This window comes from Luteitalea pratensis, assembly GCF_001618865.1.
GTDB lineage: Bacteria > Acidobacteriota > Vicinamibacteria > Vicinamibacterales > Vicinamibacteraceae > Luteitalea > Luteitalea pratensis.
On sequence record NZ_CP015136.1, the window covers coordinates 25806 to 51962 of the forward strand.

A 26157-nucleotide genomic window follows, 5' to 3' on the forward strand; every position below is an offset into this window, starting at 1 on the left:
ACCCGCCAGACGTGTCCACCCGGCTCGAGAGCCGCTGGCGCGAGGGCGGGCCGTCTGCGTTGCGCCTGCCTGCGGCTCGCGCGCTGCACGACATCCTCGAGACGGCATATCACGCCAGCTTGCTGCGCGAGGAGAGCCGATCGCTCCGGTTCCGCCTGCTGGTGGCCGCGCCGTCAGAACTGCAAGCGGCCATGCCGGCCGGCGCCCAACTGCAGGTCCTCGAGTTCGACCCGTCGCGCCGACTGTCCGACGGTGAGTTGCGCAGGCTCGCCCCCGCCGCCGACTTCGAGCGGACGCTGATCGGGATCCACGCCGAAGGCGGGGGAGCACCGTACATCTGGGGCCTCGCCTCGTCCGGGAGGCGTTGGATCAGGCGGCTGCAGAGCGGCCGCGAGGGCGACGATGCGTCGTTGCCGGACGCACTGGTCGTACACGTGCTGTCGCCCGGGCATGTGCTGATGGCGAGAGGATCGACGGCGCTCGTCGAACTGCAGGGCGGGCGTTTCCGTGAGAGTGACCACGACGTCTTCCGGTCGGTATGGATGCCACGACTGTTCGCGCCGCTGCGTGCCGAGGTCGTCCGCCAGACCGACGCGCGGCCAGGTGGACCGATGCGGCCGACCGTGAGCGATGACGTCGTTCGCGCCGTCGCGCAACACATGTTGCGGCGGGCGCTCTCTGCGATTCGCGGCGCCCGTCACGGTGGCACGCTGCTGATCGTGCCGCCCGACGACGCCGGCAACCTGGTCGTGCCCGGCGTGACGCTGAAGTACCGGTTCGCCGATCAGGACACCCGTCGTCGCTTTCGCCAGTTGATCCTGTCGATCGTCGCCACCCTGCAGGACGAGGCCGAGCGGCGCGGCGTGACCCACGTCGACTGGGCGTTCTACCGGGAGCGTGAGGAAGACGAGTTGCGCACGCTCGAAGAGGCGGTCCTGGAGCTCGCGCAGCTGATGGCGTCGCTCGCGACGGTGGATGGCGTCGTGGTCATGAACCGGCGCTTCGAACTCCTCGGCTTCGGCGGCGAGATCACCATCGCCGAACCAGTGCTGCAGATTCACCGGGCCGTGGACCTCGAGGCCACTGAGACCGTCGCTGCCATGGTGGACGGCGAAGGCACCCGCCATCGCTCCGTCTACCGCCTCTGCCAGGCCTTCCCGGACTCGCTCGCCTTCGTCGTGTCGCAGGATGGCGGCATCACCGTCGTCCACGCCCGCGCCCGCCGCGTGCTCTGTTGGGAGCAGCGGACGTTCGGGCTGTAGGAGGCTCCAGTCGTCTCAAGTCCGGGCGGCCGGAAACATGGGTAACAGATTAGTCCGGGAACATGGGTAACAGTTGGTTGGGGCCTGTGAAGGCGGTGCCGACCGCGGTCTGTGCGGTCGGGACGGCCTTCACAGGCCGGCGCTCACGGATGCTGCGCGGGCGGCAGCGCCGTGATGGTGCGAGTGCGATCATGAACACGCCCCAGACTGACCGACGCAAAATGCAGCGTCCAGACCCCATCATCGACCGCTTCGAGGGCGACCGACTCGCCGTCGAGTACTTCGGTCAGAAACAGCGGCGCGCCGCCCCAGGCGATGCAGCCATTGCTGTCCACGCGGCGTACCTCCCAGTGGCCGGGATACACGAGGGCCGGGACTCGCGCCGGCAGCGCGCGCGGCGAGGGCTGATACACCGTCGCGGGCGGCTGATTGTCGAGCGCTTCATGGGGGCGGATGCCGTTGTACTCGCGGCAGAACGTTCGGAAGCGCTCCTGTTGCGCGCGCGCGGTCCGCGCGGGCGGCCGGGTCGTCTCGGCCTTGAGCACGCGGTGGAACTGTTCATGCGACCCATTCTGATCGGGGCGCCCAAGGCCGGTGCGCTCCGGGACAATCCCGAGCCGCATCCACCAGACATTCAGCCGCGAGAGGCGGCCCAGGCCCGGCCCGGCAAACGGGCTCCCATTGTCACTGCGGATCCGCTCGGGCAGCCCATAGGCCGCGAACGCGCGCGCGAAGCAACGGCGCGTCTCCGCGGTCGTGCGGCTGAGCAGGGCATCGCAGCGCAGCACATACCGACTGAAACCGTCGCGCAGCGTCAACGGATAGCAATAGGCGCGGTCTCCCGTGCGGAATTCGCCCTTGAAGTCGGTCGTCCACGTGACGTTGGGCCCGGTGAGGGGCGCCAGCCTGTGGCTCCCGTGCGGCACCGGCCGCCGGCGCCGGCGCGGCACGATCAGCCCGTGGCGCTGCAGCAGATCACACACGGTCGATCGACTCGGCCACGCGGCGTCGGGCTGCTGCCGGCGCCCCAGCGCCAGCAGCTTCTTGGCCCCCCACTGCGGATGACGCCGCCGGACGCGCAACAGGGCCTCCACCAGCGCCGGGGCCGTCGCCGCCGGATGCTGATGCGGCCGACGCGAGCGATCCCCCAACGCCGCGGGCCCCGCCGCGTCGTAGCGGGCGACCCATTTGTACGCCGTCTTGCGGCTGATGCCGTACTGGGCCGCGAGCGCCGTCATGGTGAACCGATCCGCCAGGTACTCACTGATGAACTGCACACGTAGATCCACAGGTGACTTCTCCCGCCACGGCATCGCGTTCCTCCTGCGACACCATGGCCGAACGTGTTACCCATGTCTCCAGACTGCTTTGTCACCCATGTCCTCGGACTGAGCCGTCTCAAGCCTCAAGCCTCAAGCCTCAAGCCTCAAGCCTCAAGCCTCAAGCCTCAAGCCTCAAGTCTCAAGTCTCAGGCAAGTTCTGCTTGAGTGGCTGAGACCTGAGACCTGAGACCTGGGACTACTCCACCGGCGCGATGTCCTTCGCGACGTCCTTCTCGAATTTCCTGGCGACCTCGATGAACGCGAGCGCGGCATGGGAGAGCTGCGCCTGCTCGGGGTAGACCAGCCGCAGGTGCCGCGGCAGGCGCACCTGCGCCACGGGAACGGCGGCCAGGCGGCCGCTCGAGATCTCCGCAATCGCGCATCGCCGCGGCAGCAAGGCGACCCCGAGGTCCATCTCGACGGCCCGCTTGATGCCGTCGAGGCTCGGCAGGGCCAGCGTGATGTTCAGCTGCTCGTGCCGCTGCTCGAACAGTCGCAGGACGCGTTCCCGGGCTGGTGATGCCTCGTTATGGGCGATGACGTCCTGCCTGCCGAACTCGGCCATGGTGACTTGCGCCCGCCCGGAGAGCGGGTGCGCCGGCGAGGTCAACATCACCAGCTCGTCATCACCGATCAGCACCGAGGCGAGACCCTTTTCAGCGGGCGGGAAGCTCAGCACCCCAACGTCCAGGCTGCGCTGCAATACCTCCACGCCAATCTGGCGGCTGGGCACGCGCCGGATGTCGACCTGCACCCGCGGGTGGGCGGCACGGAACTGCTCGACGACGGGCAGCACGACGTGGACGGCCGCCTCATTGGCGCCGAGGAGCACGCGTCCCCGCTGCAGATCGCGCAGTTCCCGGACCGCGCTGTCGGCTTCTTCCGCCAACCTCATGAGCCGTTGCGCGTAATCGAGCAGGACGCGGCCTGCCTCGGTCAGTTTGCCGTCCTTGGCCGCCCGGTCGAACAGGCGCTCGCCGAGATGGTCCTCCAGTCGCCTGATGGCCTGGCTGACCGCGGGCTGCGTCCTGTGCAGGCGCGCGGCCGCTTTCGAGAAGCTCCGCTCCGAGGCGACGGTGAGAAAGACCTGCAGTTCCGCGAGATCCATGGACTCCCCTGCACCCGCCGGCACGGCTGGGTGTGCGCGCGATTATAATTCCAGAAAGATTATAACCTTGACTAACAGGTAGCCCTCCGGGGAATGTGGCATGCAGGAGACCTGTCCGCATGGCTACCGATGTCCTCGTCTTCGACACCACCCTTCGCGATGGCGAACAGGCGCCCGGCTTCTCGCTGCGCGTCCCGGAGAAGCTCGCGCTCGCCCGCCGGCTCGAAGCCCTTGGGGTGGACATCATCGAGGCCGGGTTCCCGATCGCGTCGGTAGACGATGCCGAGTCGGTGCGTCGGATCGCCCAAGAGGTGCAAGGCCCGACCATTGCCGCCCTCGCCCGCTGTACGCCCGCCGACATCGAATGCGCCGGCAAGGCCATCGCCCCCGCCCGCAAGGGGCGCATCCACACCTTCATTGCGACCTCCGACCTGCACCTCGAGCGAAAGCTGCGCATCTCGCGCGAGCAGTGCCTCGAGACCGCCGCCAGGGCCGTGGCCCAGGCCCGCCAGTTCACCGACGACGTGCAGTTCTCGGCCGAGGACGCGACGCGCAGCGACATGCCGTACCTGACGTCGGTGATCGAAGCCGTCATTGCCGCGGGCGCGACGACGATCAACCTGCCGGATACGGTCGGTTACTCGACGCCTGACGAAATTCGCGACTACTTCCAGGCAATCATCGCGGCCGTCCGGGGCAGCGAGAAGGTGATCTTCAGCACGCACTGCCACGACGACCTCGGTCTCGCGGTTGCCAACAGCATCGCGGCGCTGCACGGTGGGGCGCGCCAGGTGGAATGCACCATCAACGGCATCGGCGAGCGTGCGGGCAACGCCGCGCTCGAGGAGCTGGTGATGATCACGCGCGTACGAGCCGACCGCGCCCCGTTCACGATGCGCATCGAGGCGCGCGAGCTCTTCGGCGTCAGCCAGTTGCTCACCGAACTGACCGGCGAGGCCGTCCAGGCCAACAAGGCCATTGTCGGCCGCAATGCCTTCGCGCACGAGTCGGGCATCCACCAGGACGGGATGCTGAAGGACCGCCGCACCTACGAGATCATGTCGCCCGACAGCGTCGGTGTGCCCAAGACGACGCTGGTCCTCGGCAAGCACTCGGGCCGGCATGCGGTGGCGCAGAAGTGCGAAGCCCTCGGTTACGCGTTCAGCAAGCGCGAACTCGACCAGGTCTATCGCCAGATGATCGCACTCGCGGATACGCAGAAGCACGTGAGCGACGAGGAACTCGCCGCGATCGCCGCGCAGGTGAAAGCCGAGTACGCCAACACTGCGACGCCAGTGGGCTACGGTCACGGCGTGTAATGCCTCATGCCTCATGCCTCATGCCGGAACGCTTGACGCCTAACGCTTGACGCCACAAGGTCCTGTCGCCTTGTCCTTTCTCCTTCGGCGTTCTGCATTCGACGTTCGTCGCTGTCCTGGTCCATCATCACCAAATGACTCGTTCGCTCGTGCTGCTTCCAGGCGACGGCATCGGCCCGGAGGTCGTCGCGGCCGCGGAGGTCGTGCTCCAGGCCGTCTGCCGCAAGTTCTCTCACCAGGTCGAGACCCGCTCCTTCACGATTGGCGGCGCGGCGTTGCGCGCCAAGCAGTCCGTCTATCCGGACGAGACCCGTGCGGCGTGCACGGCGGGCGAGCCGGTGTTGCTCGGGGCGGTCGGTGATCCCGCGTTCGATCACCTGCCACGCGAGCAGAAGATCGAGACCGGCCTGCTGGCGCTCCGGTTCTCGATGGGCGTGTATGCGAACCTCCGGCCGGCCCGCGCGTGGGAGGGGCTCGAGGACGCCACGCCGTTCAAGCCGCAACGCACGGCGGGCACCGACCTGATCATCGTGCGCGAGTTGCTCGGGGGGCTCTATTTCGGGGAGCCGCGCGGCATCGCGTCCGATGGCCAGTCGGCGTACAACACCATGAAGTACAGCGTCGGCGAGGTGCAGCGCGTGGCGCGCGTGGCGTTCCTGCTCGCGCGGTCGCGCAGCAAGCGGTTGCTCTCGGTGGACAAGGCCAACGTGCTCGAGACGTCGCAACTGTGGCGCCGGACCGTGAACGCGATGGCCGCCGAGTACCCTGACGTCGCGCTCGAGCACCAGTACGTGGATGCGTTCGCGATGAACCTCGCGTTGAACCCGACGCGCTACGACGTCGTGCTCACCGAGAACCTGTTCGGCGACATCCTCTCGGACGAGGCTGGCGCCGTGTCCGGATCGCTGGGACTCCTGCCGTCGGCCAGCCTGGGCGACGGGGGAGCCCTGTACGAGCCCGTGCATGGCTCGGCGCCAACGCTTGCCGGCCGCGACGTGGCCAATCCGGCGGGCGCGATCGGCTCGCTCGCGTTGGTGTTCCGCCACAGCTGGAAAGGGGAAGACGAGGCGCGTGCCATCGAGTCGGCCCTCGCACGGACGATTCGCGAGGGACATCGCACCGCGGACCTCGTGGCGCCTGGGCAGAAGGCGACCTCGTGTTCGCAGTTTGCCAGGCTCGTCGCCGAGCGCATCTGAGGATGCAGCGTCACGGAGATCAACACGTGCACACGTTCAGTATCCGCGCGGCGCTCGCCGCGGCCGTCATCGCCATCGCCGTCACATCGTCGATCGGGCCGCTGACCGCGAAGCAGGCACCACCCGCGCGCTTCGTGATCGACTCCCACCAGCACTGGCGCTCGGCGCCCGATTACATCCCGACGCTGGTGAAGACGTACCGCGCGCGCAACGCGATGGCGTGCGTGCTGACGCCGATCGACAGCCTCGGCGCGCTGATGGCGGCAGCGAAGCAGTATCCGGACGTCATCATCCCGTACGGGTACCTCGACGTGGATCACCCCGATGCGCGCGCCCAACTCGAGACGTTCGCAAAGGCCGGCGTGAAGGGCATCAAGATGCATCGCCCCAAGCTGAACTGGGACGACTTCGGCTACTTCCCGCTCTACGGACGCATGCAGGAACTCGGACTCGTCGCCCTGTTCCATACCGGTATCGTCGCCGGCAATGGCACCGGGGAGCCGGAGCAGTCGTCGATGGCACGCATGCGGCCGTCGTTCCTGCACACATTGGCGCGATCGTTTCCGGCGCTGAAGATCCAGGGCGCGCATCTCGGCAATCCCTGGTACGACGAGGCTGCCGAAGCGGCGCGCTGGTCACCGAACCTGTACTTCGACGTCACCGGTTCGACCTTGCTGAAGAAGCAGCACAACCTGAAGGTGTTCCGCGAGTACCTGTGGTGGGACGGACCGTCGACGCATACGCCGTCCACCGCTGTCTACGCGTTCGAGAAGATCGTGTTTGGCACCGACGAGCCTCCCGACGCGCTCGACGGCGTGCTCGCACGCTACGAAGCCATGCTCGACGCCAACGACGTGCCGGAAGCCAGTCGCCGCAAGATCTACGGCGAGACGATGGCGCGGTTGCTCGGCATCACGCCGCGGCCCTGAACGCAGGCACGGCCCCGCCCTATAATCGCGCCATGGATCCGCAGCAGCTCGCGGAGATTGCGCGGACGCACGACATCGAGCTGATTGTCCAGTTCGGCTCCTCCGTGCGCGGGCAGATGCATCCGCGTAGCGACGTCGACGTGGGCGTGCTCTACCGTCGGGTGCCCGATTCCTTCGCGGGGATCGCTGACCTGCAGACCGAACTGCAAGCACTGGTCGCCGATCGCCACGTGGACCTCGGGCTGCTCAACCACGCGGACCCGCTCTTTCTGAAGCAGGTCATGGACCACGCGCGGTTGCTCCACGGGTCACCCCGGCGATTCCAGGAACTGAAGCTGTATGCGTTCAGGCGGTACCAGGACCATCGGCGCTTCCTCGACATGGAACGCGCCTACGTCGCCAGCACGATCGCGGGCCACGCCCGATGACGATCGATCCGGAGTTGGTGACGCGCAAGCTGCTCCTCATTGCGGCCGACCTCGCGGCGCTGGGGCCGATTCGCGCCCGTGGAGCCGACGCGTACCTGCAGAACTGGATCGACCAAGCCGTCGTCGAGCGATACCTCGAGCGGATGGTCGGGCGCATGATCGACGTGAACTACCATGTCATCACAGGCAGCGGACACCCGCCGCCAGCTGACTACCACGCGTCGTTCGTGCGCCTGGCAGAGATCGGTGTCCTCGATCCCGCGTTCGCGAAGCGAATCGCCCGCTCCGCCGGCCTGCGGAATCGGCTCGTCCACGACTACGAAGGGCTCGATCACAGCAAGGTGTTCGCGGCGCTGGTCGAGGCGCTCGAGGACGTCCCGCAATTCCTCGATCGCATCAATAGCCACATCGCATAGCACTCGGCGATTGACGAGGGCCGGTTTTACACGGCCATGAAGCGCCGCGGGGTACGCTGGGCACAGATCGATATTGCGCGGGCGAGCGGGTCATTGCTGAAGTGGAGGTCCAGATGAGACGGATTACGGTAGTTGCGTCTGTCCTGATCGTCGTTGCGGCGATCGCTGCCCTCTACGCGCAGCAGCCGAAGTCCTCGCCGCCGGTGTTGCGACTCGACACCATCAAGCTCCCCGAGGGGTTCACGATCAGCATCTGGGCGCAGGGTGTGAACAACGCGCGACAGATGGCGGTGGGAAGCAAGGGGACGGTTTTTGTCGGGAGCTTGCAGGCCGGGCTCGTGCACGCCGTCGTCGACACCGACGGCGATCACAAGGCCGACAAGACCTACGTGATCGCGAAGGGACTCGGCCAGCCGAGCGGCGTCGCCTTCAAGGACGGCGCGCTGTACGTGGCAGACATCAGCAAGATCTATCGCTTCGATGACATCGAAGCACACCTCGCCACGCCGCCAAAGCCGGTGCTGATCACGAGCGAGTACCCCACCGAAGGCCACCACGGCTGGAAGTTCATCGCGTTCGGGCCCGACGGCTGGCTCTACGTGCCGGTGGGCGCTCCGTGCAACGTCTGCGACAAGCGCGGCGAGAACCCGGTCTTCGCGTCGGTGACCCGGATCAAGCCGGACGGCAGCGGGCGCGAGGTCTGGACGCACGGCATCCGCAACAGCGTCGGCTTCGACTGGCACCCGATCACGAAGGGGCTCTTCCTCACCTCCAACGGGCGCGACATGATGGGCGACGACGTTCCACCGGATACGCTGAACTACGCCCCGAAGGCGGGCATGGATTTCGGCTTCCCGTACTGTCATGCGGGCGATGTGGCCGATCCGGAGTTCGGCTCGAAGCGGCAGTGCAGCGAGTTCACGAAGCCGGCCCAGAAGCTCGGCGCGCACGTGGCTGCGATCGGCGCCCGCTTCTACACGGGCACGGCATTTCCGGCCGAGTATCGCAACCAGTTGTTCATCGCGGAGCACGGCTCCTGGAATCGCACCACACCGGTCGGTTATCGCGTCACCGTCGTGACCACCGATGCGCAGGCCGACGTCACGGGCTACAAGCCGTTCGCCGAGGGCTGGCTGCAGGGCCGCGAGGCCTGGGGTCGCCCGGCCGATGTGCAACCGTTGCCTGACGGGTCGCTGCTGGTGAGCGACGACAAGTCCGACGTCATCTATCGCATCAGCTACGGACGCTAGCGACGGGGTGACGAGGCGCGCCGCACACCGCGGCAGCCATGCGACTCCCATAGACTCGTATGCACGCATGCACGCATACGACCTCATCCTTACGATCACCGGAGGGCTGGCCGCGGCCCTCTGCCTCGGCTATTTCACCCAACGGCTCGGCCTCTCGCCGATCGTGGGTTACCTGCTGGCGGGCACGCTGGTCGGGCCGCACACGCCCGGATTCGTCGCCGACGCCGCGATGGCCGAGCAACTGGCCGAGATCGGCGTCATCCTCCTGATGTTCGGCGTTGGCCTGCAGTTTCATGTGGAAGAGCTGCTGGCGGTTCGGCGTGTCGCCATTCCTGGTGCGATCGCCCAGAGTGCCGTCGCCACCGCGCTCGGTGCGGTCGTCGCGCATGCCTTCGGCTGGACGTGGTCGGCGGGCCTCATCTTCGGCATGGCCCTCGCCGTCGCGAGCACTGTCGTCCTGGTCCGTGTCCTCGCCGACAACAACGACCTGCACACGCAGGCCGGGCACATCGCGGTCGGCTGGCTGGTGGTCGAGGATCTCTTCACGGTCCTGGCGCTGGTCCTGCTGCCGGCGCTGTATGGCGACAGCTCCGGCGCCACGCCGCTCTGGCTCGCGCTCGGCCTGACGATCCTCAAGGTCGGAGCGCTCGTTGCCTTCACCGCGGTCGTCGGCACGAGGGTCATCCCGCGGCTGCTCGACTACGTGGCGGCGACCCGCTCGCGCGAGCTGTTCACGCTGACCGTGCTCGTGCTGGCGCTCGGCATCGCCGTCGGATCGGCGCTCCTGTTCAGCGTCTCGATGGCCCTCGGCGCGTTCCTCGCCGGCATGGTCGTCGGACGATCCGAGTACAGCCTGCGCGCGGCGTCCGATGCGCTGCCGATGCGCGATGCGTTCGCGGTGCTCTTCTTCGTGTCGGTCGGGATGCTGCTCGATCCGCGTTCATTGATCGATGCCCCTGGCCTCGTCGTCGGCGCGCTGGCGGTCGTGCTGATCGGCAAGCCAGCGGTCGCCCTGCTCTTCGTGTGGCTGCTGCGCTACCCGTTCAAGGCCGCACTGACCACGGCTATCGCGCTCGCTCAGATCGGGGAGTTCTCGTTCATCCTCGCGAGCGTCGGACGCGATCTGGGTGTCCTCGGGCCGGGCGCCACCAACGCGCTCGCCGCGACCGCCATCGTGTCGATCGTCGTCAATCCGCTGGCCTACCGGTTGATCGATCCCATCACGCGATGGGTCAAGGCACGCCCGGCGCTGCTCGCCGTTCTCGATCGATCAGCGCCCGTCGATGCGCAATCGGACGCGCCGCGTCGGCCAGATGCCGAGCACCGCGCCGTGGTCGTCGGGTACGGCCCCACGGGACGGACGGTCGTGCGCCTGCTTCGCGATAACGACATCACACCGACCGTCATCGACCTCAACATCGATGCGGTGCGCACGCTGCGGGAGGCCGGCATCGACGCGGTCTACGGCGACGCGATGCGCCCCGAGACGCTCGCGGCGGCGGGCGTGCCCTCGGCCTCGCACCTGATCCTGGGTTCGGCGGGGATGGCCAACGGCGACGAGGTGATCCGGCTCGCACGCCAACTCAATCCAGGTGTGCGCGTGCTCGCGCGCACCGACTACGTGCGCGACGTGCCGCCGCTCAAGCAGGCGGGGGCCACTGCCGTGTACTCCGGTGAAGGCGAGGTTGGGCTCGCGTTTGTCGGCGACATCCTCGCCGTGCTCGGCGCGACGCCGGAGCAGATCGACCGCGAACGCCGCCGCGCGCGCATCGAACTCTTCACGGGAGGGTAGTAGACGCCAGCACGACCGGCTCGGTGACGACGGGGCGGCCGTTGAGCGGCTGCGTCGGCCGGAAGTTGTCGTGGATGATGGCGGTGAAGGCACGAATCTGATCCGCCGAGAGCTGGATCGGCATCGTCATCACGATCCACTGGACGCCTTCCGTGCATGGCGGTGTGGTCAGCGAGCCCTCGTAGCGATACGACGTGCGACTGCTCGGCAGCAAGTCATCCACGTCGACATTCACATGCGGGTAGTGGGTCTCCAGACCCTTCTGCGTCGGCAGATTGTTCCAAATCGGGTCGAAGGCGTGATTGTGCGCGCCCTGCTCGATGAGGACGCCGACGACAGCGAGCCTGCCACCTGCCGACGTGTGCACCATGTGCATCTCCATCGGGAAGTGCCGGCCCTTCAGGGTGTGCTCGCTCGGGTTGTGGAAGTGGTACTGCACCAGGCCATACGCCTGGCCGCCCATGGTCAGCGTGTCGCCACCGGCGTAGTTGACCTGGATCGTGTGTCCGTTGTTGATGCCGTCGGCCACGTGTTCGTGATGCGCGATCTGGAGCTTGGCCGCAGGGAAGCGCATCTTCAAGGTCGCCGCCGCCTCGACCGGCGTCGCGTCAGCGAGATCTATGGGCGATTGCGCTCGTCCTTCGCTGCATGCTCTGAATTTCGGGCTGAGCGCACCCCACCGGCTCGGGCCCTCGTCGGCCTCGTAGTGCCAGACGGGATCGCCGGCAACAGGCGCCACCGACGGCCTCGTCGTGGCATCTCGCGGCGCGGTCTGCGCAGCCGGCTCCATCGGCCGCTCCGCGGGCGCGCTGCACGCCACGACGGCGACCGTCGTGGCGGCCGCGATCGTCGTGGCCAGGCGTCGGACCAACTGACAGACGTACGTCGACATGACTACGCCCCCTCCGGGATCTTGCTCTGGACGCCCGGCAAAGTCACGTGGCGCCTCGGCAAAGCATTCCAGCCTCGCCGGACTGACGGTCAAGAACTTCAACCGCGCGGGCATGGTCAGCCGGCGAGAGGTCCCGCAGGATTGGCCCATGAGCGCCAGCCGCATCTTCGAGGCCCACGAACGCGAGGCTCACATCCTCGTTGCCGTCGTTGTTGCCACGCTGTGTGTGGCGCTGCCGGCCTCTGCGCAGTCGCCGCTGTCGCTTGCGGACGCAATCGCGCGCGCGAAGGCGCACAACCCCGACGCCGGGACGGCAGCAGCAGCCGAGCGGGAAGCGGTCGACCGCGTGACCCAGGCCCGCGGCGGCTACTTCCCGAAGGTGGACGTTGCGGAATCCTGGCAGCGCGGCAACCACCCGGTGTTCGCGTTCAGCTCGTTGCTCGCGCAGCGGCAGTTCACCGCGGCCGACCTCGCTCTTGATGCGATCAATCACCCCGACGCCACCGACAACTTCCGCGCGGCAGTCTCCGTCGAGCAGTCGCTGTTCGATCGCACCACGTCGGCCAACGTCCGAGCCGCGTCGATCGGGCAGGACATGGCAGCCACCGGCAGGCGGCTGGTCGACCACGACCTGACGGCGGCAGTGACCGACGCGTTCGGCGGCGTCCTCATCGCCGCCGCGACTGTCCGTTCGGAAGCGGCCGCGATCGAGACCGCTCGGGCAGACCGTGAACTGGCCGGCAACCGCCGCGACGCCGGTCGCGTGACCGACGCCGATGTCCTGCAGCTGGATGTCCAACTCGCACGCACTCTCGAACGGCAGGTGCAGGCATCGTCGGACGAACGCATCGCGCGCGCCCGTCTGAATCAACTGATGGGCGAGCCCCTGAACGCAATGTTCTCACTCGACCTTACGCCAACGGCAATCGCCATCGACGTCACCAATCACGACGGCCTCGAAGCGGAAGCATTGACGAACAGGCCCGAAGTCGCGCTCGCCAGGCAGAAGGAACATCTGGCGGCTGCAACGGTAGACGCGGCGAAGGCCGCGTTCCTGCCGCAGGTGGCTGCGCAAGGCGTGTGGGAACTGAACGGCGGCGCGTGGAAGGCGCGGTCCTCGAGTTGGGTAGCTGGCGCCGTCGTCCGGATCAACCTGTTCCATGGTCTTGCCGACAATGCACGGCTCGCCGATGCGCGTGAGGCGGCGACGCGTTGCGCACTCGAAAGGGTCAAGGCCGAGACCATGGCGCGGCTCGATGTGCAGATTGCGATTGCCCGCCTCGAGGCCGCGCGTGCCAGCGAAGCGGTAGGACGGGCGGCCGCCGATCAGGCACGAGAGAGCCGCCGCATCATCCGGGACCGCTACGAGAGCGGCCTCACGGATGCCGCCATGCTGCTTCGCTCGGCCGACGCCGTCGAACAGGCCGATGCCCAACAAATCGCTGCGCGCGTGAACGTGCTCACGGCGACGGCGACCCTGCAACGAGCGGTAGGAAGGCCATGAAACAAGAACCTGTTTGCGTGAGTCACGTCGTTGTTGTGGGCGTGGCGACGGCACTCCTGATGGCTGCGGCGCTGGCCGGATGCCCGGGTCGCCAGGCCGCCGCCGCTCCGGCGGACGCGGCAGAGCCCATTTCCGTCAACGTCGGCACGGTTGCGATGACGGACGTGGCAACGGCGATCGATTCGGGTGGCGTGGTCGAGGCTCGAACGACCGCCACGATCACGGCGCGGATCCTGGCGCCGGTGCGCGAAGTCCTTGTGTCGCCAGGCGATCGGGTTCGAGCAGGCCAGAGGCTCATCGTGCTCGATGGCGACGATCTCGCCGCCGGCGCCCGTGCCGCGCGCTCTGCGGCCAGCGCCGCCGAACAGGGCTTGAAGGCGGCCGCAGCCGAACTCATGGGCGCCGAGGCCGGCCTGACGCTGGCCCGTGCGTCCCACGATCGCATCGCCAGCCTGCAGGCCACGCAGTCGGCCACCGCGCAGGAGCTCGATGACGTCACGGCGACGCTGCGGAGCGCCGAAGCGCGCGTCGCCGGCGCGTCCGCGCGGGCGTTGCAGGCCGCGTCGGCAATCGAGAGTGCCAGAGCTGCCGGCGACCAGGCGAGCATCATCGACTCCTTCACCACGATTGCCGCGCCGTTCGAGGGCCTGATCACCGAGAACATGGTCGAGCCAGGGAACATGGCGTCACCTGGCATGCCCCTTCTTCGCCTGGAGGACACACGCGGGTTCCGCCTCGAGGATCGGACCGCAGAGGAGCGGGTCGCACGTCAGGTACCCACACACGAAGCCTGTCGTCGCGCCACCGCCACCGGCGCGCATCGGCGACAGGTCGCGGGTCGCGACTTTCTCCAGGAGCGCAGCAGGATCGATCTGGTTCGATCCAGAACCGCTGCTCAAGCGATGCGGATCGCCATGCGGGAATACCACGATGTCGCCAGGCGACAGATCGACCTCGGGCTCGCCGTCCAGGCACACGCGCGCTGACCCATCCACGACGAAGTGGTAGATCAACATGTGCGGCGCGCCGGGTGCCAGCGCTGGGGTCAGGACGCGACAGTGGGGCGTCGAGAGCCGCCAGGGCGACGAGAACTCCGCCCTGAAGAACACCGCCCCCTTCAACCGCACGCCGTTCAACACCTCGGAGAACGCGTCCATCCTCCTCCGGCTTCGTCAGGACGCCGCCGACACGTCACGGCGCCCGTGCAACGCATTCTAAGCCCGCCGAACCCGCGACCCGTCGCATCACGCGCAAGGTGTGCTCCTGTGTTCCCCGGTGCGCAGAGGCGTGCCATGATCGCGCGCATGCGGAGGCGAGCGTTCGGTGTGCGTCTCGTGGGCGGCCTTATCGGATGCCTTGGAGCCGGCACGCCCGTCGGCGCGCAGGACACCGCGGCCGAGCCGACATGGGCTCGCAACGCCCGAGCGATTCACGGCTCCTTTACCGGGCCGCCGGGGACGCTTGCACTCTTCGGCGACTCCATCACGGAGTCGCTCGCCTTCTGGGCCCCCCTGGCGGAGGAGCGCAAGCCGGCCCCGCCGAACATCGAGGCAGCCTTCGCACGAGTCAAGGCACGGCTTCGACCCGAGTGCTGGAGCGAGTGGCGAGGTGAGGCCTTTGGCAATGCCTCGAAGACCACCGTTGCCTGGGCGCGGCAGAACGTCGACCGCTGGCTGGAGACGTTGAAACCGGAAGTCGCGTTGATCATGTTTGGCAGCAACGATCTCCCCGACCGCGACCAGCGTGGTTACCGGATAGCGCTCGTGGCAGTCGCCGAGGCGTGCATCAAGCGAGGAACTGTCCCGATTGTCAGCACCGTGCCGCCTCGAAGCGGCCTCGCGGCGGAGGCGGCCGCCTTCTCGCAGAATGTGCGCGTGGTAGCCAGGGAACTCGACGTCCCGTTGATCGACTACCACGCGGAGATACTCGCGAGACGTCCGCTCGACTGGGATGGCACGACCGCTGCTGCGCCCGGCGGTGACCCCTACGAGGTACTGACCCTGATTTCCGGTGACGGCGTGCACCCGAGCAATCCGGCCAGGTACTTCAAGGACTACTCGGACGAGGCGCTCCGGATCTCCGGATTCGGCCTCAGGACGGCGCAGGCACTGTTGGTGTACGACGCGGTGATCTCGGTGATCAACGCGGCCGGCCGACTCAAACAGGTTTAGTCCCGCCAACCGTGCCACCGATCATGGCGTCGCTTCCGCGCTCGACGAGCTCGAAGCACTCGTCGCCGGCGCACCGCCGATGATCGGCGCGGAGTATCTCTCGGCGTCGGTTCTCGAAGCCCTCTGGACCGAGGCCGCAACAGCGTTTCGATCCGAGCTCGCCGAATCGAAGACATCGGTCCAGGCATTTCTGCAGAGTCAGAACCCGGCATGGCATCTCGTTGGTCGCGTCCATTTCAATCTTGCCGAAAATCGCCGCGATGATGATGCGCCGTTCGCGTTTCTGGCGACCTATACGACCCGACTCTCGACGGACGCCAGGGCGCAGCACCTGCCGCTCGGCCGCGCGTTGAGCGAATACGCCGGCGCCGCCAACAGATCGCAATTGTTGTCGTTGCTCTTGCCGGTCCAGCGCGCCGCCGCCGAGTGTCCGTGGCTGAAGGCGATGGTCGAGTCGGGCGAGATCTATCACCCGCTGCGGTGGACGCCCGACGAGGCGTTTCAGCTGTTGACCGATACTCCACGTCTCGAGACCGCCGGCGTCATCGTGCGCGTCCCGACCGGCTGGCGCGGCAATCGTCCACCACGTCCTCGGGTGACGGCCACCGTCGGTGGGAAGCCGCCGTCGGGTCTCGGTACGGAGGCGCTGCTCGACTTCAAGATGGGCGTGTCCGTCGACGGCGAACCACTGACCAAGGCGGAGATCGAGCAACTGCTCGCTGCGTCGAACGGCCTTCACCTGGTGCGTGGACGCTGGGTCGAAATCGATCGTGAAAGACTCAACCGGATGCTCGACGAGTTCCGAGCAGTGGAGACGGCCGCCGCACGGGAGGGCCTCTCCTTCGGCGAAGCCATGCGACTTCTCGCCGGCGCGCACGTGCCAGGCGACATCGTTGCGGCCACCGCCCCGGACTGGGCATCCGTCGTCGCCGGGCCATGGCTGGCGAAGACGCTCGCCGGCCTTCGCGATCCGGCCCGACTGGCGCAACTGGATCCCGGCGCCGCACTGAAGGCGACGTTGCGCCCCTATCAGCAGGCCGGCGTGCGATGGCTGCATTTGCTCTCCAGCCTCGGCCTGGGCGCCTGCCTCGCGGATGACATGGGCCTCGGCAAGACGATGCAGGTGCTGGCGCTCTTGCTGGTGATGCGAGCGCGTATCACACCCGAGGAGACGCGGCGCACCAGCCTCCTAATTGCGCCAGCGTCGTTGCTGGCCAATTGGACTGCAGAGATCGAGCGCTTCGCGCCGACCCTGACCGCGATCATCGCGCATCCCTCGGCGATGACCAGCCCGGAACTCAGGGCGCTTGATCGTGACCGGATGGCCGGCGTGGATCTCGTCATCACGAGCTACGGATCGCTGCTGCGCGTGCCCGCATTGCTCGCCATGCCGTGGCGCTTCGCCATCCTAGACGAGGCACAGGCGATCAAGACGCCAGGCGCCAGGCAAACACGGGCCGCCAAGCAGATCGATGCGCGGGCGCGCATCGCGCTCAGCGGGACACCGGTGGAAAATCGCCTCGGCGATCTCTGGTCAATCTTCGACTTTCTCAACCCCGGCCTGCTGGGATCCGGAAAAGCGTTCTCGACGTTCACCAAACGCCTCTCATCACAACCCCACAACCCGTACGCACCGCTGCGCGCGCTCGTGCGTCCGTACATTCTTCGGCGCCTGAAGACCGATAAGTCGGTGATCGCCGACCTTCCGGACAAGACCGAGGTCAGGGCGTTTTGCTCCCTGACACGCAAGCAGGCAGCGCTCTATCAGCAATCGGTGGCCGAACTGGCGAGTGAGCTCGAGCGAGCCGAGGGGATGAAGCGTCGCGGCGTCGTGCTCGCGTCTCTGATGCGCCTCAAGCAGATCTGCAATCACCCGTCCCAATGGCTGGGCGATGGCGCGTGGAGCGAGGCCGACAGCGGCAAGCTGGCGAGACTGCGTGAGATCGCTGAGGTCATCGCGGCGAAGCAGGAGAAGGTGCTCGTGTTCACGCAGTTCCGCGAGGCGACCACGCCACTGGCCGCGTTCCTCGAATCGGTCTTCGGCCGCCCGGGCCTCGTCCTGCACGGTGAAACCGCGGTGGGCAAGCGACAGCCGCTCGTGAAGCAGTTCCAGGAGGATGAGCGTGTGCCGTTCTTCGTCATCTCGCTGAAGGCCGGCGGCGCCGGCCTCAACCTCACCGCCGCCTCACACGTCGTGCACTTCGATCGCTGGTGGAATCCGGCCGTCGAGAACCAGGCCACCGACCGTGCGTTCCGCATCGGTCAGGCGAAGAATGTGCTGGTGCACAAGTTCGTTTGCCGGGGGACCGTTGAAGAACGTATCGATCGGCTCACTGACTCCAAGCGCCAGCTCTCTCAGGATCTGCTCGAGGGCGGTGGCGAGATGCTGTTGACTGAAATGAAGGACGACGAGCTGTTGAAGCTCGTCGCGCTCGACCTCCACACCGCGTTCGAGGAGTGAGGATGGATTATTACGACGACTACGGCTTCAGGCCATACGTCTCGGTCGGCGCTCGACAGGCTCAGGCCGCGCGCGAACTGGCGAAGCTCCAGAAGAAGGGCCGCAGGATATCGCCGGTTGCGATTGAAGGCCGCAAGATCGCCAGGACGTTCTGGGGGGAAGCCTGGTGCGACAACCTCGAACGCTACAGCGACTACGCGAATCGGTTGCCGCGCGGACGGACCTATGTGCGCAACGGATCGGTGGTCGATCTACAGGTCGGGCCAGGCCGCGTCACGGCGCTCGTCAGCGGCTCGACGATGTACGACGTGGAGGTGACGGTCGGACCGGTACCGCGATCCCGTTGGAGCGCCATCTGCAAGGACTGCTCGGGCGCTATCGACTCGCTCGTAGAGCTCCTGCAGGGACGCTTTTCCAAGGGCGTGATGGCGCGCCTCTGCGAGCAGAGGACGGGGCTGTTCCCGTCACCGAAGGACATCATCTTCACCTGCAGTTGTCCGGACTGGGCGTCGATGTGCAAACACGTGTCGGCGGTGCTGTACGGGATCGGCGCGCGACTGGATCACCAGCCGGAGCTGCTCTTCACGCTCCGCAAGGTCGACCAGCAGGATTTGATTGCGCACGCGGGGGCCGATCTCTCGAAGAAGGGCAGGCGCCCAGCCGGTGCGAAGGTGCTCGAGAGCGACCAACTCTCGGAGATGTTCGGCATCGAGATGGCCCCGGCGACACCGGCGAAGCGGCCTGCCAGCGCGGTTCCGCGAGAGCCATCGCCCGCCGTCACAGTTGCCGTGTCGTCCAAACAGAAGGGGCATACGCCGGCGGCGAAGCCGAAGAAGACGACGCCAACGAGCGGAGGTGGAAGGCGGCGGCTGACACTGAAGAAACGACAAGCGATCGCGGAACGCATGCGCATGTACTGGGCCGAACGGAGGGCCGACTCGAGGAAGTCGTCGTGACGTCATCCATGAATCAGAGACGATTCGCGCGGCACAGGATCGCTGGTCGCCGGCCGTGTCCCGGAGCGGTCCGATTCGTGCGCGGTCGGACCAGGCAGGCGGTTCGGCTGACCAATTCAGCTCCAGTCCTCGACGCGCAGCCCGGGGACTCGGATCATGTGATCGACGTTGGCCGTGACGAGCGTCGCATCGAGCGCGAGCGCATGTGCCGCAATGGCGGCATCGAAATCCTCAATCCGCGTTCCGCGACGTTCCAGGGTCGCCTTGATGCGGCCGAAGGTCTGGCTGACGACATCGGTCCACTCGGCTCGCGGGAGCTCTGCGGAGATGAGATCGAAGCGCGACTGCAGCGCTGCCCGGCGCTTCGACCGCGGCAAGCGCTCGATGCCAAACGCGATCTCTGCAAGCACCGGCTGCGGTACGGCGACGTCGGCCGGTGTGGTTGTCACTAGTCGTTCGACCACTGCCGTGGTGCCTTTCATGAGCGCTGACACGGCGTTGGTGTCCAGGACGTACATCACAGGTCGCGCGGCTCCTTCGAGCGCCGCGCCTGCTTCACGGCGTTGAGCAGTTCGTCGGCTGCCGCGCTCGTCTCGCGATCCACTCGTCGCAACCGCTCCAGAAATTCTGGTGCCCACCCCGAACGCACGCGAACGGCCTCCTCCAGGGCGCGGACGACGAGACGATTTCGACTGATCCCGAGCGCCTTCGCGCGACGGTCCACCGACTTCAGCAACGGATCGGGAATGTGCACCGTGGTCGGCATGAATATATCTACGAATATATCAGGTCGAATCGCGATCAGCAAAGTGCTGATTTCAGCCAGAGTTAGAGTTCGCGGTGAGGTGGCCGAGAGGCTGAAGGCGGCGGCTTGCGGCGTTGGCTGCCGATTGCCAGACGTCGGACCGGCCTATAGCAGCAGGGTAAGCGCCCCGGTCGCCATCAGGGCGGCTGCCCAGATCACATCGAGGTTGATCCAGGCGCGGCGCAGTATGCCCACGCCGAGCTTCTCGAACACCAGCACTGCGATGAACGCAGTCACCGCCAGATAGCCCACAGCGTGCAGGCCGGTGGCGAGGAGGGCGGTCCCTGCGCCAGCCCCGATGGCGGCCATGTGGTGCGTGTGCACTCCCTCATCCGCCATCGACATGCCCACGAACACCGGCACCACCATGAGCCCGGCTCCATGGGCCGTGGCCATCAGGAACGACCACAACGTGAGTCCTCGCATGCTCACGCGCATGCCCGCCCAGCGCACGTGCCGGTGACGAAACAGCCGAAGGGCGCCGAACGAGACGAGCACGCTGGCCAACGGCCAGCGCAGCCGGCCGATCGGGATCACGGCTCCGATGGCCAGCGTGGCGGCGACCGCGCCGGCCACGGCCAGCGCATGCCCGGCACCCAGTGGCACGAGCGCCCGGAGCACCGCGCCGCGGCGGCGCTCCTGCATCCCGAGCGCCACCGCAAACAGCCACCCCATTCCAGGATTGATGCCGTGAAACGCGCCGAGCGCGATCAGCATCGCCCACGACGTCGTCATGCGCGCCTCACGAGAAGCAGTAGGAATCGGAGCTCGCGTCACCGCCCTCCAGGTGGACCTGGTGCGGACGCATGCCGTCGAATTCCAGGAATCCGGCGGGATCGAGCTCGATACCGCCGTTCGCGCGCACGTCGATCTTCGCCAACCATCCCTTGATGCCGTCGGGATAGAACTGCTCGTCCCAGGCGCGATACAGCGAGTTGGTCACGTAGAGGCGCTTGCCATCACGGCTGATCTCGATCATCTGCGGCGCGACGTTGAGCGGTTCGTCCGGACGCGATCGATGCGCCTGGCGGCCAACGATGCCTCCGAGTTTCACCGAGCCGGTCTCGATCGGGTTGAACGGATCCGAGACGTCGAACTGCTTCAGCTCGCCGGTGCCCCAGCACGAGACGTACAGGAACCGATCGTCGAGCGAGAGATTGAGATCGGTAACGAGCGGTGGCACCGCGCCGAAGCCCTTGAGCAGGTGCGGCAGATCATCGGCGGCGGCCGACTCCGCGGGAATCTCGATCGCTTTGCGGATGCGCCACGCCCCGCCGCGGTCGTTTCCCTCGCGGTACCACATCCAGATCGACGACGACAGATCCTTCAGGCTGGTGACGACGCCGACGAATCCGTACGTCTCGTTGGGATCGTGCGCGGGACGCAGTTCGAGCACCATTTGATACTCGGAGCCGAGCTCGAGTTTCTGCAGGTGACGGCGGCTGTTGAGATCCCAGACGTGGAGCGCGTTGCCGTACTTGCCCGCCAACAACAGCTCCGGGTTCACGCCGTTCTCCACCATGTTCGGCGTGCCCCATTCGCTCGTGATCATCGTGTCGTGCCCGAGGTGCCACCAGAAGTCGTACGAGAGCTGCTGCGGCCCGCGATCTTTTTCCCAGCGACCTTTGATCTCGAATGTCTCGGGGTCGATCACGAAGATGCCGCCAGGGCCGTTGCCCTCCCCGTTGCCGAGCGCGTTGATGTAGATACCGTCGGGCCCGCAGTGCACAGTGTGAGGGCGGCTGTAGCCGGTCTTCCGAATGACTTCGTCGGCCTCGATCACCTTGACGAGACGCGGCTGTCGCGGGTCGGGCACCGTGTCCAGAATATGAATCCGCGACGACCGCATGCCGGGTACCACGAGGTAGCGGCGCTGCATGTGCGGGTGCGGCGCGTTCGGACACAGGCACGAGCTGCATGCGTTCCATCCGAAGTGGTGCAGCTCGTCGCCGGCGCCGGGCATGGTCACGCACGCGATCTGGGCGCCGTAGTCGGGCGACCCGGAATCGACGTCCAGCACGGCAAGAGCGTCGCTGGCGGTCGGATCGGGATTCAGCAGCGCCACATAGGCAAGCGTTTCGGCCGGGGCCTGTATGGCCATGGTCGGCGACGGGTAGAAGCTCCGATCGGGAAGCAGCTTCGGCATCGTCTTGTCCCTTCTAGTCTTCGCCGCCGAACGCGTCGCACGAAACGTTGGCGTGCCAGTTGGTGAAGGTGCCCGTGGGATTCTCCTTCCACGCCCAGACGTGCAACGTGTAGAAATTCGGCAACCCGAAGCGATTCGGACTTTCGAACAAATGCAGGAGTTGTCCCATGAGCTCCGGGGGTGACGGGTTCTTCGAATCCCAGTCGCTCGCCAGAACCAGGTAGTCCGCACCGACGAGCTGCAAGCGTCCGTTCGGGAGCGGCTCGTAGATCACGATCTCGGGACGCGTCGGGTCCAGCACGCCGTCAAGGACCAGAGGGAAGTTCACGTAGTGGAGGCCCATCGCACCGTACTCGCCGCCGCTGACGCAGCCGAACTTGAGAGCGTAGCCTTCCGCCTCGGCCATCCTCACGTCGCGGAAGCGCTCGGTGGAGTCACGGACGACCCTGACGAGGGCCCCCGGCTGAGTTTCGTGGTGCAACGGTGTGAGCGTCTGGGCGTGTGCCGCCTGCGACTGGGGGAAAGAGTGCCACGGGGCAGTGAGAGCAAGAGCGCCGGCTACCGAACACGCGAACCGTCTGACTTTCATGACGAACCTCCTGAATTTGGCTGTCCGGTCAAGCGCGATCCAGAGGGTAAAATCGAACAGTCGGCGGCGTCCTTTGGGCGCGCTGGCGTATTTCTGAAACATTTCTGAGGTGCGATTCGTGGCCGAAACCGAGGTCCGAGGCGCGTATCAGTTCGGGCCGTTTCAGCTCGACGTCCGCGAGCGGCGTCTGTCGCGGGGCTGCGAAGTCATCCCGTTGCGTCTCAAGGTGTTCGACACGCTCCGGGTGCTGGTCGAGAACGCCGGGCGACTGGTCACCAAGCAGGAGCTCCTCGACGCGGTGTGGCCCGAGACGAGCGTCGAGGAAAACAACCTCAATCACAACGTGTCGGTGCTGCGGAAGGCGCTCGGGGATCGAGCGACGGGCGAGCACTACATCGAGACCGTGCCGCGCGTGGGCTATCGCTTTGTCGCATCGGTCGAAGGTCCCATCGCCCAGGCCACGACCGATTCCAGGTCACCAGGGCCCGGCGTGACCTCCATCGCGGTTCTTCCCTTCGCGGACATGAGCTCGAGTCGCGACCAGGACTATCTGTGCGAGGGCGTGGCAGAGGAGATCATCGATGCATTGACGCACGTGACCGGCCTCCGTGTCGCGGCGCGCAGCGCGTCGTTCCAGTTCCGAGGTCCCGCGGTGGATGTCGGCGCCGCCGGACGACAGCTTGGCGTGGCGGCGTTGCTCGAGGGCAGCGTTCGCAAGACGGATCAGCGTCTTCGCATCACAGTTCAGCTCGTGGACGTCGCCGACGGATATCGCCGTTGGTCTCAGCGTTTCGACCGGCCGCTCGACGACGTGTTCGCGATCCAGGACGAGATCGCCGAAGCGGTGGTCGCTTCCCTTCGTTCCGGAAACCTGAGTGAGTCTGAGAGAGCGGCGCTGCGACGTCCCCACACAACATCCGAGGCGTACGAGTATTACCTGCGGGGACGTCAGTATCTTCCCCGCATGAGCCACCCGGACCTGGAACGGAGCCGGGCCATGTTCGCTCGCGCCATCGAGATGGACTCAGGCTATGGCCCGGCGTGGGCGGGCCTGGCGACGGTACACGCCACGCTGTACGAGTGGTTTGGCGCCAGCGACCACGATCTCGAAGCGGCCGGGCGCGTGAGCCGACGAGCACTGGAACTGTCGCCCGGACTCGCGGAGGCTCACACGGCACGTGGCTTTGCGCTCTCGTTGTCACGACGCTACGACGAGGCCGAGCGGGAGTTCGACGAGGCAATCGGCATCAATCCGAACTCGTTCGATGCCTATTACTACTTCGCCCGAAGCAGTTTCGCGCGTGGCGACGTCGAACGCTCCGCCGCCCTGTTCCACTCGGCTGCCGAGGTCCGCCAGGAGGACTTCCAAAGCCCCTTTCTCCTTGCGCAGTCCCTGAGGATGCTTGGCCAATTCGAGCAAGCGCGCGCCGCGAACCATGATGGCGTCCAGCGAGCCGAGCGAGTACTGGCACTGAACCCCGTCGATGTCCGAGCACTTTCGCTCGGCTCGCTGGCGCTCTTCGTGGATGGTCAGACCGATCGCGCCATGAACTGGTCGCGAGAGTCTCTCGAGCTCTATCCAGACGACATGAGCACGTTAGTGTGTGCGACCTGTCTCAGGGCGCAGAACGGAGAGAAGGAGGAGGCCATCGCCACGTTCGAGCGCCTCGTGACACTCGGGTGGGGGAAGCGCGACTGGGTCGAGCACGATCCCGACTACGACAGCCTCCGAGACGATCTCAGGTTCCAACGTCTGCTGGCCCGGCTGAAATGACTCAGTCTCGACCGTCGAACGCGTATCGATTCGGGCCGTTTCAGCTCGACGTCCGCGAGCGGCGTCTGTCGCGCGGCTGCGACGTCATCCCGTTGCGGCTCAAGGTGTTCGACACGCTCCGGGTGTTGGTCGAGAACGCCGGGCGACTGGTCACCAAGCAGGAGCTCCTCGACGCGGTGTGGCCCGAGACGAGCGTCGAGGAAAACAACCTCAATCACAACGTGTCGGTGCTGCGGAAGGCGCTCGGGGATCGAGCGACGGGCGAGCACTACATCGAGACCGTGCCGCGAGTGGGCTATCGCTTCGTCGCCCCGGTGGAAGGTGCCGTTCCTCAGACCACGGCAGCCGTGGCTTCAGCGACGAAGGCGCGGCAGGAAATCCGGTACTGCACGACAAACGATGGTGTCCGCCTCGCGTATGCCACGACAGGCAACGGACCGCCGCTGGTGAAGGCGTCAAACTGGCTGACGCATCTGGACTTCGAATGGGGGAGCCCGATCTGGCGCCACTGGCATGCCGCGCTCTCGCTCCACCACCGTCTCGTCCGCTACGACGAGCGTGGCAACGGTATGTCACAGCGCGACGTGCCGGACGTGAACTTCGATACGTGGGTGCGCGATCTCGAGGCGGTCATCGACGCGGCGGGTCTGGATCGATTTCCGCTGCTGGGGATCTCTCGTGGCGGTCCCATTGCAATCGCGTATGCCGTGAGGCATCCGGAGCGCGTGACGCACCTGGTGCTCTACGGCGCATTTGCAGCCGGTCTGAACCACGTCGGCAAGCCCCATGAGCTCGAGGCGCGGCACGCGCTGGTAAGCCTGATGCGACTCGGGTGGGGTCTCAACAACCCGGCCTTCTGCAAGATGTTCACCTGTCGGTTCATCCCCCAGGCCACGCCGGAACATGAGCAGTGGTTGGATGAGCTGCAGCGCGTGTCCACGTCGCCGGAAAATGCGGCGCGGCTCATGGAGCGCGACGACGACATCGACGTCCGACCACTCCTGGCGCACGTGAAGGCGCCGACGCTGGTCATCCACTGCGACCGTGACCGCGCAGTGCCCCCTGAGGAGGGCCGCCTGCTGGCGGCCGAGATCCCGGGTGCGCGGTATGTCTCCCTGCCGAGCGCCAATCATCTGATGCTGGAGGAGGAGCCCGCCTGGTCTCTGTTCCTCGAGGAACTGGGACTGTTCCTGAACTGGTAGGGGGCGGTCAGACGTCTCGCTTTGCCTCGTGACTTCTCGTGAAGGGATTACCGACTGATGGTCCTCGGACCGCGTTCGGGCACACTCTTTGACACACTGGAGCGGATGCCAATGTGTGCCTTCGGCGTCCGCGCCGATCCGACGCAAGCGTTCGCACCGACTGAGCGTTGCAGTCTGAATGGCAATGAGGCTCGCTTTCCTCAGCGGAAACGCTCAATCAGCATCAGATCGCTGACTTCCTGATCGATCTGCGTGTAGAGGAGGGATTTGCCGTCGGAGGACACGGTGAAACCAACAAACACCGGCTTGGAAATGGCCATGATGGTTGTGATCCGGCCATCGGCGAAGCTCAGGAACTGGATAGAGGCTGGAGCAGTATGCCCCCTTCGGGGGATGAAATAGACCCCATGATCCAGGGGAGCAAAGGTGCTCCAGTCAGAAATCCCCGCGACAACCTCGTTCTCCTTCCCGCCGTCGACAGGCATTCTCCACAACGCGGGGCCGCCGGCTGCCTCCTTCGAGTAGTAGAGGAATCTCCCGTCCGGCGACTCCAGCGCAGCGAAGCCTCCTTGTCTGGTGACTTGAACGGCTCCGGTGCCGTCGGTGCGCCTCTTCCACACCTGCGATTTGCCACT

General features: G+C 66.5%; 25 protein-coding genes. 14 read left to right on the top strand and 11 right to left on the bottom strand.

Annotation, left to right across the window (positions count from 1 at the left end; genetic code table 11):
* The first annotated feature begins 11 nt into the window (after nt 1–11).
* Nucleotides 12–1262: a putative sensor domain DACNV-containing protein gene (locus LuPra_RS00100; RefSeq protein ID WP_110168876.1), complete on the top strand. Its 1251-nt coding sequence runs from the start codon at nt 12–14 to the stop codon at nt 1260–1262.
* Nucleotides 1263–1405: 143 nt separating this feature from the next.
* On the opposite strand, the gene LuPra_RS00105 is transcribed toward LuPra_RS00100, so the two are convergent.
* Nucleotides 1406–2551 carry a helix-turn-helix domain-containing protein gene (locus LuPra_RS00105; protein WP_110168877.1) on the bottom strand — a complete coding sequence of 382 codons (1146 nt, stop codon included), beginning with the start codon at nt 2549–2551 and terminating at the stop codon, nt 1406–1408.
* Between the two features lie 229 nt (nt 2552–2780).
* Complete coding sequence (locus tag LuPra_RS00110; protein ID WP_110168878.1) at nt 2781–3692, bottom strand: LysR family transcriptional regulator; 912 nt, start codon at nt 3690–3692, stop codon at nt 2781–2783.
* Nucleotides 3693–3811: 119 nt separating this feature from the next.
* Here LuPra_RS00110 and LuPra_RS00115 point away from each other — a divergent pair, with 119 nt between their 5' ends.
* From LuPra_RS00115 to LuPra_RS00145, 7 genes are all read left to right on the top strand, one after another.
* Nucleotides 3812–5011 (top strand): 2-isopropylmalate synthase, encoded by a 1200-nt coding sequence (locus LuPra_RS00115; RefSeq protein WP_110168879.1) that lies wholly within the window; start codon nt 3812–3814, stop codon nt 5009–5011.
* Between the two features lie 134 nt (nt 5012–5145).
* Complete coding sequence (gene leuB / locus LuPra_RS00120; RefSeq protein ID WP_110168880.1) at nt 5146–6207, top strand: 3-isopropylmalate dehydrogenase; 1062 nt, start codon at nt 5146–5148, stop codon at nt 6205–6207.
* Between the two features lie 26 nt (nt 6208–6233).
* A complete protein-coding gene (locus tag LuPra_RS00125) occupies nt 6234–7136 on the top strand; it encodes an amidohydrolase family protein (protein ID WP_157898560.1) in 903 nt (300 codons plus the stop codon).
* Between the two features lie 32 nt (nt 7137–7168).
* A complete protein-coding gene (mntA, locus tag LuPra_RS00130; protein ID WP_110168882.1) occupies nt 7169–7564 on the top strand; it encodes a type VII toxin-antitoxin system MntA family adenylyltransferase antitoxin in 396 nt (131 codons plus the stop codon).
* Entirely contained in the window at nt 7561–7980 is a 420-nt protein-coding gene (gene hepT, locus LuPra_RS00135; RefSeq protein WP_110168883.1) for a type VII toxin-antitoxin system HepT family RNase toxin, read from the top strand. Before mntA ends, hepT begins: the two co-directional genes overlap by 4 nt.
* Nucleotides 7981–8093: 113 nt before the next feature.
* Nucleotides 8094–9230 (top strand): PQQ-dependent sugar dehydrogenase, encoded by a 1137-nt coding sequence (locus LuPra_RS00140; protein WP_110174444.1) that lies wholly within the window; start codon nt 8094–8096, stop codon nt 9228–9230.
* Nucleotides 9231–9297: 67 nt separating this feature from the next.
* Nucleotides 9298–11022, top strand: a complete 1725-nt coding sequence (locus LuPra_RS00145; RefSeq protein ID WP_110168884.1) for a cation:proton antiporter — start codon at nt 9298–9300, stop codon at nt 11020–11022.
* Here the strand turns inward: LuPra_RS00145 and LuPra_RS00150 are convergent.
* Entirely contained in the window at nt 11009–11914 is a 906-nt protein-coding gene (locus tag LuPra_RS00150; protein ID WP_157898561.1) for a carbonic anhydrase, read from the bottom strand. The genes LuPra_RS00145 and LuPra_RS00150 overlap by 14 nt on opposite strands.
* A gap of 148 nt (nt 11915–12062) precedes the next feature.
* On the opposite strand from LuPra_RS00150, the gene LuPra_RS00155 reads away from it, so the two are divergent.
* Nucleotides 12063–13418, top strand: a complete 1356-nt coding sequence (locus LuPra_RS00155; protein ID WP_162271261.1) for a TolC family protein — start codon at nt 12063–12065, stop codon at nt 13416–13418.
* Nucleotides 13419–13440: 22 nt separating this feature from the next.
* On the opposite strand, the gene LuPra_RS34735 is transcribed toward LuPra_RS00155, so the two are convergent.
* Nucleotides 13441–14100 (bottom strand): hypothetical protein, encoded by a 660-nt coding sequence (locus LuPra_RS34735; protein WP_470368377.1) that lies wholly within the window; start codon nt 14098–14100, stop codon nt 13441–13443.
* A gap of 4 nt (nt 14101–14104) precedes the next feature.
* Nucleotides 14105–14575, bottom strand: a complete 471-nt coding sequence (locus LuPra_RS34180; protein ID WP_110168888.1) for a cupin domain-containing protein — start codon at nt 14573–14575, stop codon at nt 14105–14107.
* A 147-nt stretch (nt 14576–14722) separates the two neighbouring features.
* Here LuPra_RS34180 and LuPra_RS00170 point away from each other — a divergent pair, with 147 nt between their 5' ends.
* From LuPra_RS00170 to LuPra_RS00180, 3 genes are all read left to right on the top strand, one after another.
* Nucleotides 14723–15589, top strand: coding sequence for an SGNH/GDSL hydrolase family protein (locus LuPra_RS00170; protein WP_157898562.1), 867 nt, complete (start codon nt 14723–14725; stop codon nt 15587–15589).
* Nucleotides 15590–15668: 79 nt separating this feature from the next.
* Nucleotides 15669–18050: a DEAD/DEAH box helicase gene (locus LuPra_RS00175; protein ID WP_110168890.1), complete on the top strand. Its 2382-nt coding sequence runs from the start codon at nt 15669–15671 to the stop codon at nt 18048–18050.
* Nucleotides 18051–18052: 2 nt separating this feature from the next.
* The gene (locus LuPra_RS00180) at nt 18053–19006 is read left to right on the top strand and encodes a hypothetical protein (RefSeq protein WP_110168891.1); all 954 of its coding nucleotides are present in this window, start codon (nt 18053–18055) and stop codon (nt 19004–19006) included.
* Nucleotides 19007–19122: 116 nt separating this feature from the next.
* Here the strand turns inward: LuPra_RS00180 and LuPra_RS00185 are convergent, their stop codons facing one another.
* From LuPra_RS00185 to LuPra_RS00205, 5 genes are all read right to left on the bottom strand, one after another.
* Nucleotides 19123–19524, bottom strand: coding sequence for a PIN domain-containing protein (locus LuPra_RS00185; protein ID WP_110168892.1), 402 nt, complete (start codon nt 19522–19524; stop codon nt 19123–19125).
* On the bottom strand, nt 19524–19772 hold the full coding sequence (locus LuPra_RS00190; RefSeq protein ID WP_110168893.1) for a ribbon-helix-helix protein, CopG family: 249 nt from the start codon (nt 19770–19772) through the stop codon (nt 19524–19526). The genes LuPra_RS00185 and LuPra_RS00190 overlap by 1 nt, the downstream gene beginning before the upstream one ends.
* A gap of 144 nt (nt 19773–19916) precedes the next feature.
* Nucleotides 19917–20546, bottom strand: a complete 630-nt coding sequence (locus LuPra_RS00195) for a hypothetical protein (protein ID WP_110168894.1) — start codon at nt 20544–20546, stop codon at nt 19917–19919.
* A 7-nt stretch (nt 20547–20553) separates the two neighbouring features.
* A complete protein-coding gene (locus tag LuPra_RS00200; protein ID WP_110168895.1) occupies nt 20554–21957 on the bottom strand; it encodes a selenium-binding protein SBP56-related protein in 1404 nt (467 codons plus the stop codon).
* 13 nt (nt 21958–21970) lie between these two features.
* Nucleotides 21971–22438, bottom strand: a complete 468-nt coding sequence (locus LuPra_RS00205) for a hypothetical protein (RefSeq protein WP_234800649.1) — start codon at nt 22436–22438, stop codon at nt 21971–21973.
* 226 nt (nt 22439–22664) lie between these two features.
* On the opposite strand from LuPra_RS00205, the gene LuPra_RS00210 reads away from it, so the two are divergent.
* Both LuPra_RS00210 and LuPra_RS00215 read left to right on the top strand, forming a co-directional pair.
* Entirely contained in the window at nt 22665–24320 is a 1656-nt protein-coding gene (locus LuPra_RS00210; RefSeq protein WP_157898564.1) for a winged helix-turn-helix domain-containing protein, read from the top strand.
* A complete protein-coding gene (locus tag LuPra_RS00215) occupies nt 24317–25522 on the top strand; it encodes an alpha/beta hydrolase (protein WP_110168897.1) in 1206 nt (401 codons plus the stop codon). Before LuPra_RS00210 ends, LuPra_RS00215 begins: the two co-directional genes overlap by 4 nt.
* Before the next feature lie 200 nt (nt 25523–25722).
* Here the strand turns inward: LuPra_RS00215 and LuPra_RS00220 are convergent, their stop codons facing one another.
* Nucleotides 25723–26142 carry a TolB-like translocation protein gene (locus tag LuPra_RS00220; RefSeq protein ID WP_157898565.1) on the bottom strand — a complete coding sequence of 140 codons (420 nt, stop codon included), beginning with the start codon at nt 26140–26142 and terminating at the stop codon, nt 25723–25725.
* Between the last annotated feature and the right edge of the window lie 15 nt (nt 26143–26157).

Coding starts and splice junctions, on each gene's coding strand:
- LuPra_RS00110 (WP_110168878.1), bottom strand. CDS start 3,692: ATGGATCTCGCGGAACTGCAGGTCTTTCTCACCGTCGCCTCGGAGCGG.
- LuPra_RS00115 (WP_110168879.1), top strand. CDS start 3,812: ATGGCTACCGATGTCCTCGTCTTCGACACCACCCTTCGCGATGGCGAA.
- leuB (WP_110168880.1), top strand. CDS start 5,146: ATGACTCGTTCGCTCGTGCTGCTTCCAGGCGACGGCATCGGCCCGGAG.
- mntA (WP_110168882.1), top strand. CDS start 7,169: ATGGATCCGCAGCAGCTCGCGGAGATTGCGCGGACGCACGACATCGAG.
- hepT (WP_110168883.1), top strand. CDS start 7,561: ATGACGATCGATCCGGAGTTGGTGACGCGCAAGCTGCTCCTCATTGCG.
- LuPra_RS00140 (WP_110174444.1), top strand. CDS start 8,094: ATGAGACGGATTACGGTAGTTGCGTCTGTCCTGATCGTCGTTGCGGCG.
- LuPra_RS00145 (WP_110168884.1), top strand. CDS start 9,298: ATGCACGCATACGACCTCATCCTTACGATCACCGGAGGGCTGGCCGCG.
- LuPra_RS00150 (WP_157898561.1), bottom strand. CDS start 11,914: ATGTCGACGTACGTCTGTCAGTTGGTCCGACGCCTGGCCACGACGATC.
- LuPra_RS00155 (WP_162271261.1), top strand. CDS start 12,063: ATGAGCGCCAGCCGCATCTTCGAGGCCCACGAACGCGAGGCTCACATC.
- LuPra_RS34735 (WP_470368377.1), bottom strand. CDS start 14,100: ATGTTCCCTGGCTCGACCATGTTCTCGGTGATCAGGCCCTCGAACGGC.
- LuPra_RS34180 (WP_110168888.1), bottom strand. CDS start 14,575: ATGGACGCGTTCTCCGAGGTGTTGAACGGCGTGCGGTTGAAGGGGGCG.
- LuPra_RS00170 (WP_157898562.1), top strand. CDS start 14,723: ATGCGGAGGCGAGCGTTCGGTGTGCGTCTCGTGGGCGGCCTTATCGGA.
- LuPra_RS00175 (WP_110168890.1), top strand. CDS start 15,669: ATGATCGGCGCGGAGTATCTCTCGGCGTCGGTTCTCGAAGCCCTCTGG.
- LuPra_RS00180 (WP_110168891.1), top strand. CDS start 18,053: ATGGATTATTACGACGACTACGGCTTCAGGCCATACGTCTCGGTCGGC.
- LuPra_RS00185 (WP_110168892.1), bottom strand. CDS start 19,524: ATGTACGTCCTGGACACCAACGCCGTGTCAGCGCTCATGAAAGGCACC.
- LuPra_RS00190 (WP_110168893.1), bottom strand. CDS start 19,772: ATGCCGACCACGGTGCACATTCCCGATCCGTTGCTGAAGTCGGTGGAC.
- LuPra_RS00195 (WP_110168894.1), bottom strand. CDS start 20,546: ATGACGACGTCGTGGGCGATGCTGATCGCGCTCGGCGCGTTTCACGGC.
- LuPra_RS00200 (WP_110168895.1), bottom strand. CDS start 21,957: ATGCCGAAGCTGCTTCCCGATCGGAGCTTCTACCCGTCGCCGACCATG.
- LuPra_RS00215 (WP_110168897.1), top strand. CDS start 24,317: ATGACTCAGTCTCGACCGTCGAACGCGTATCGATTCGGGCCGTTTCAG.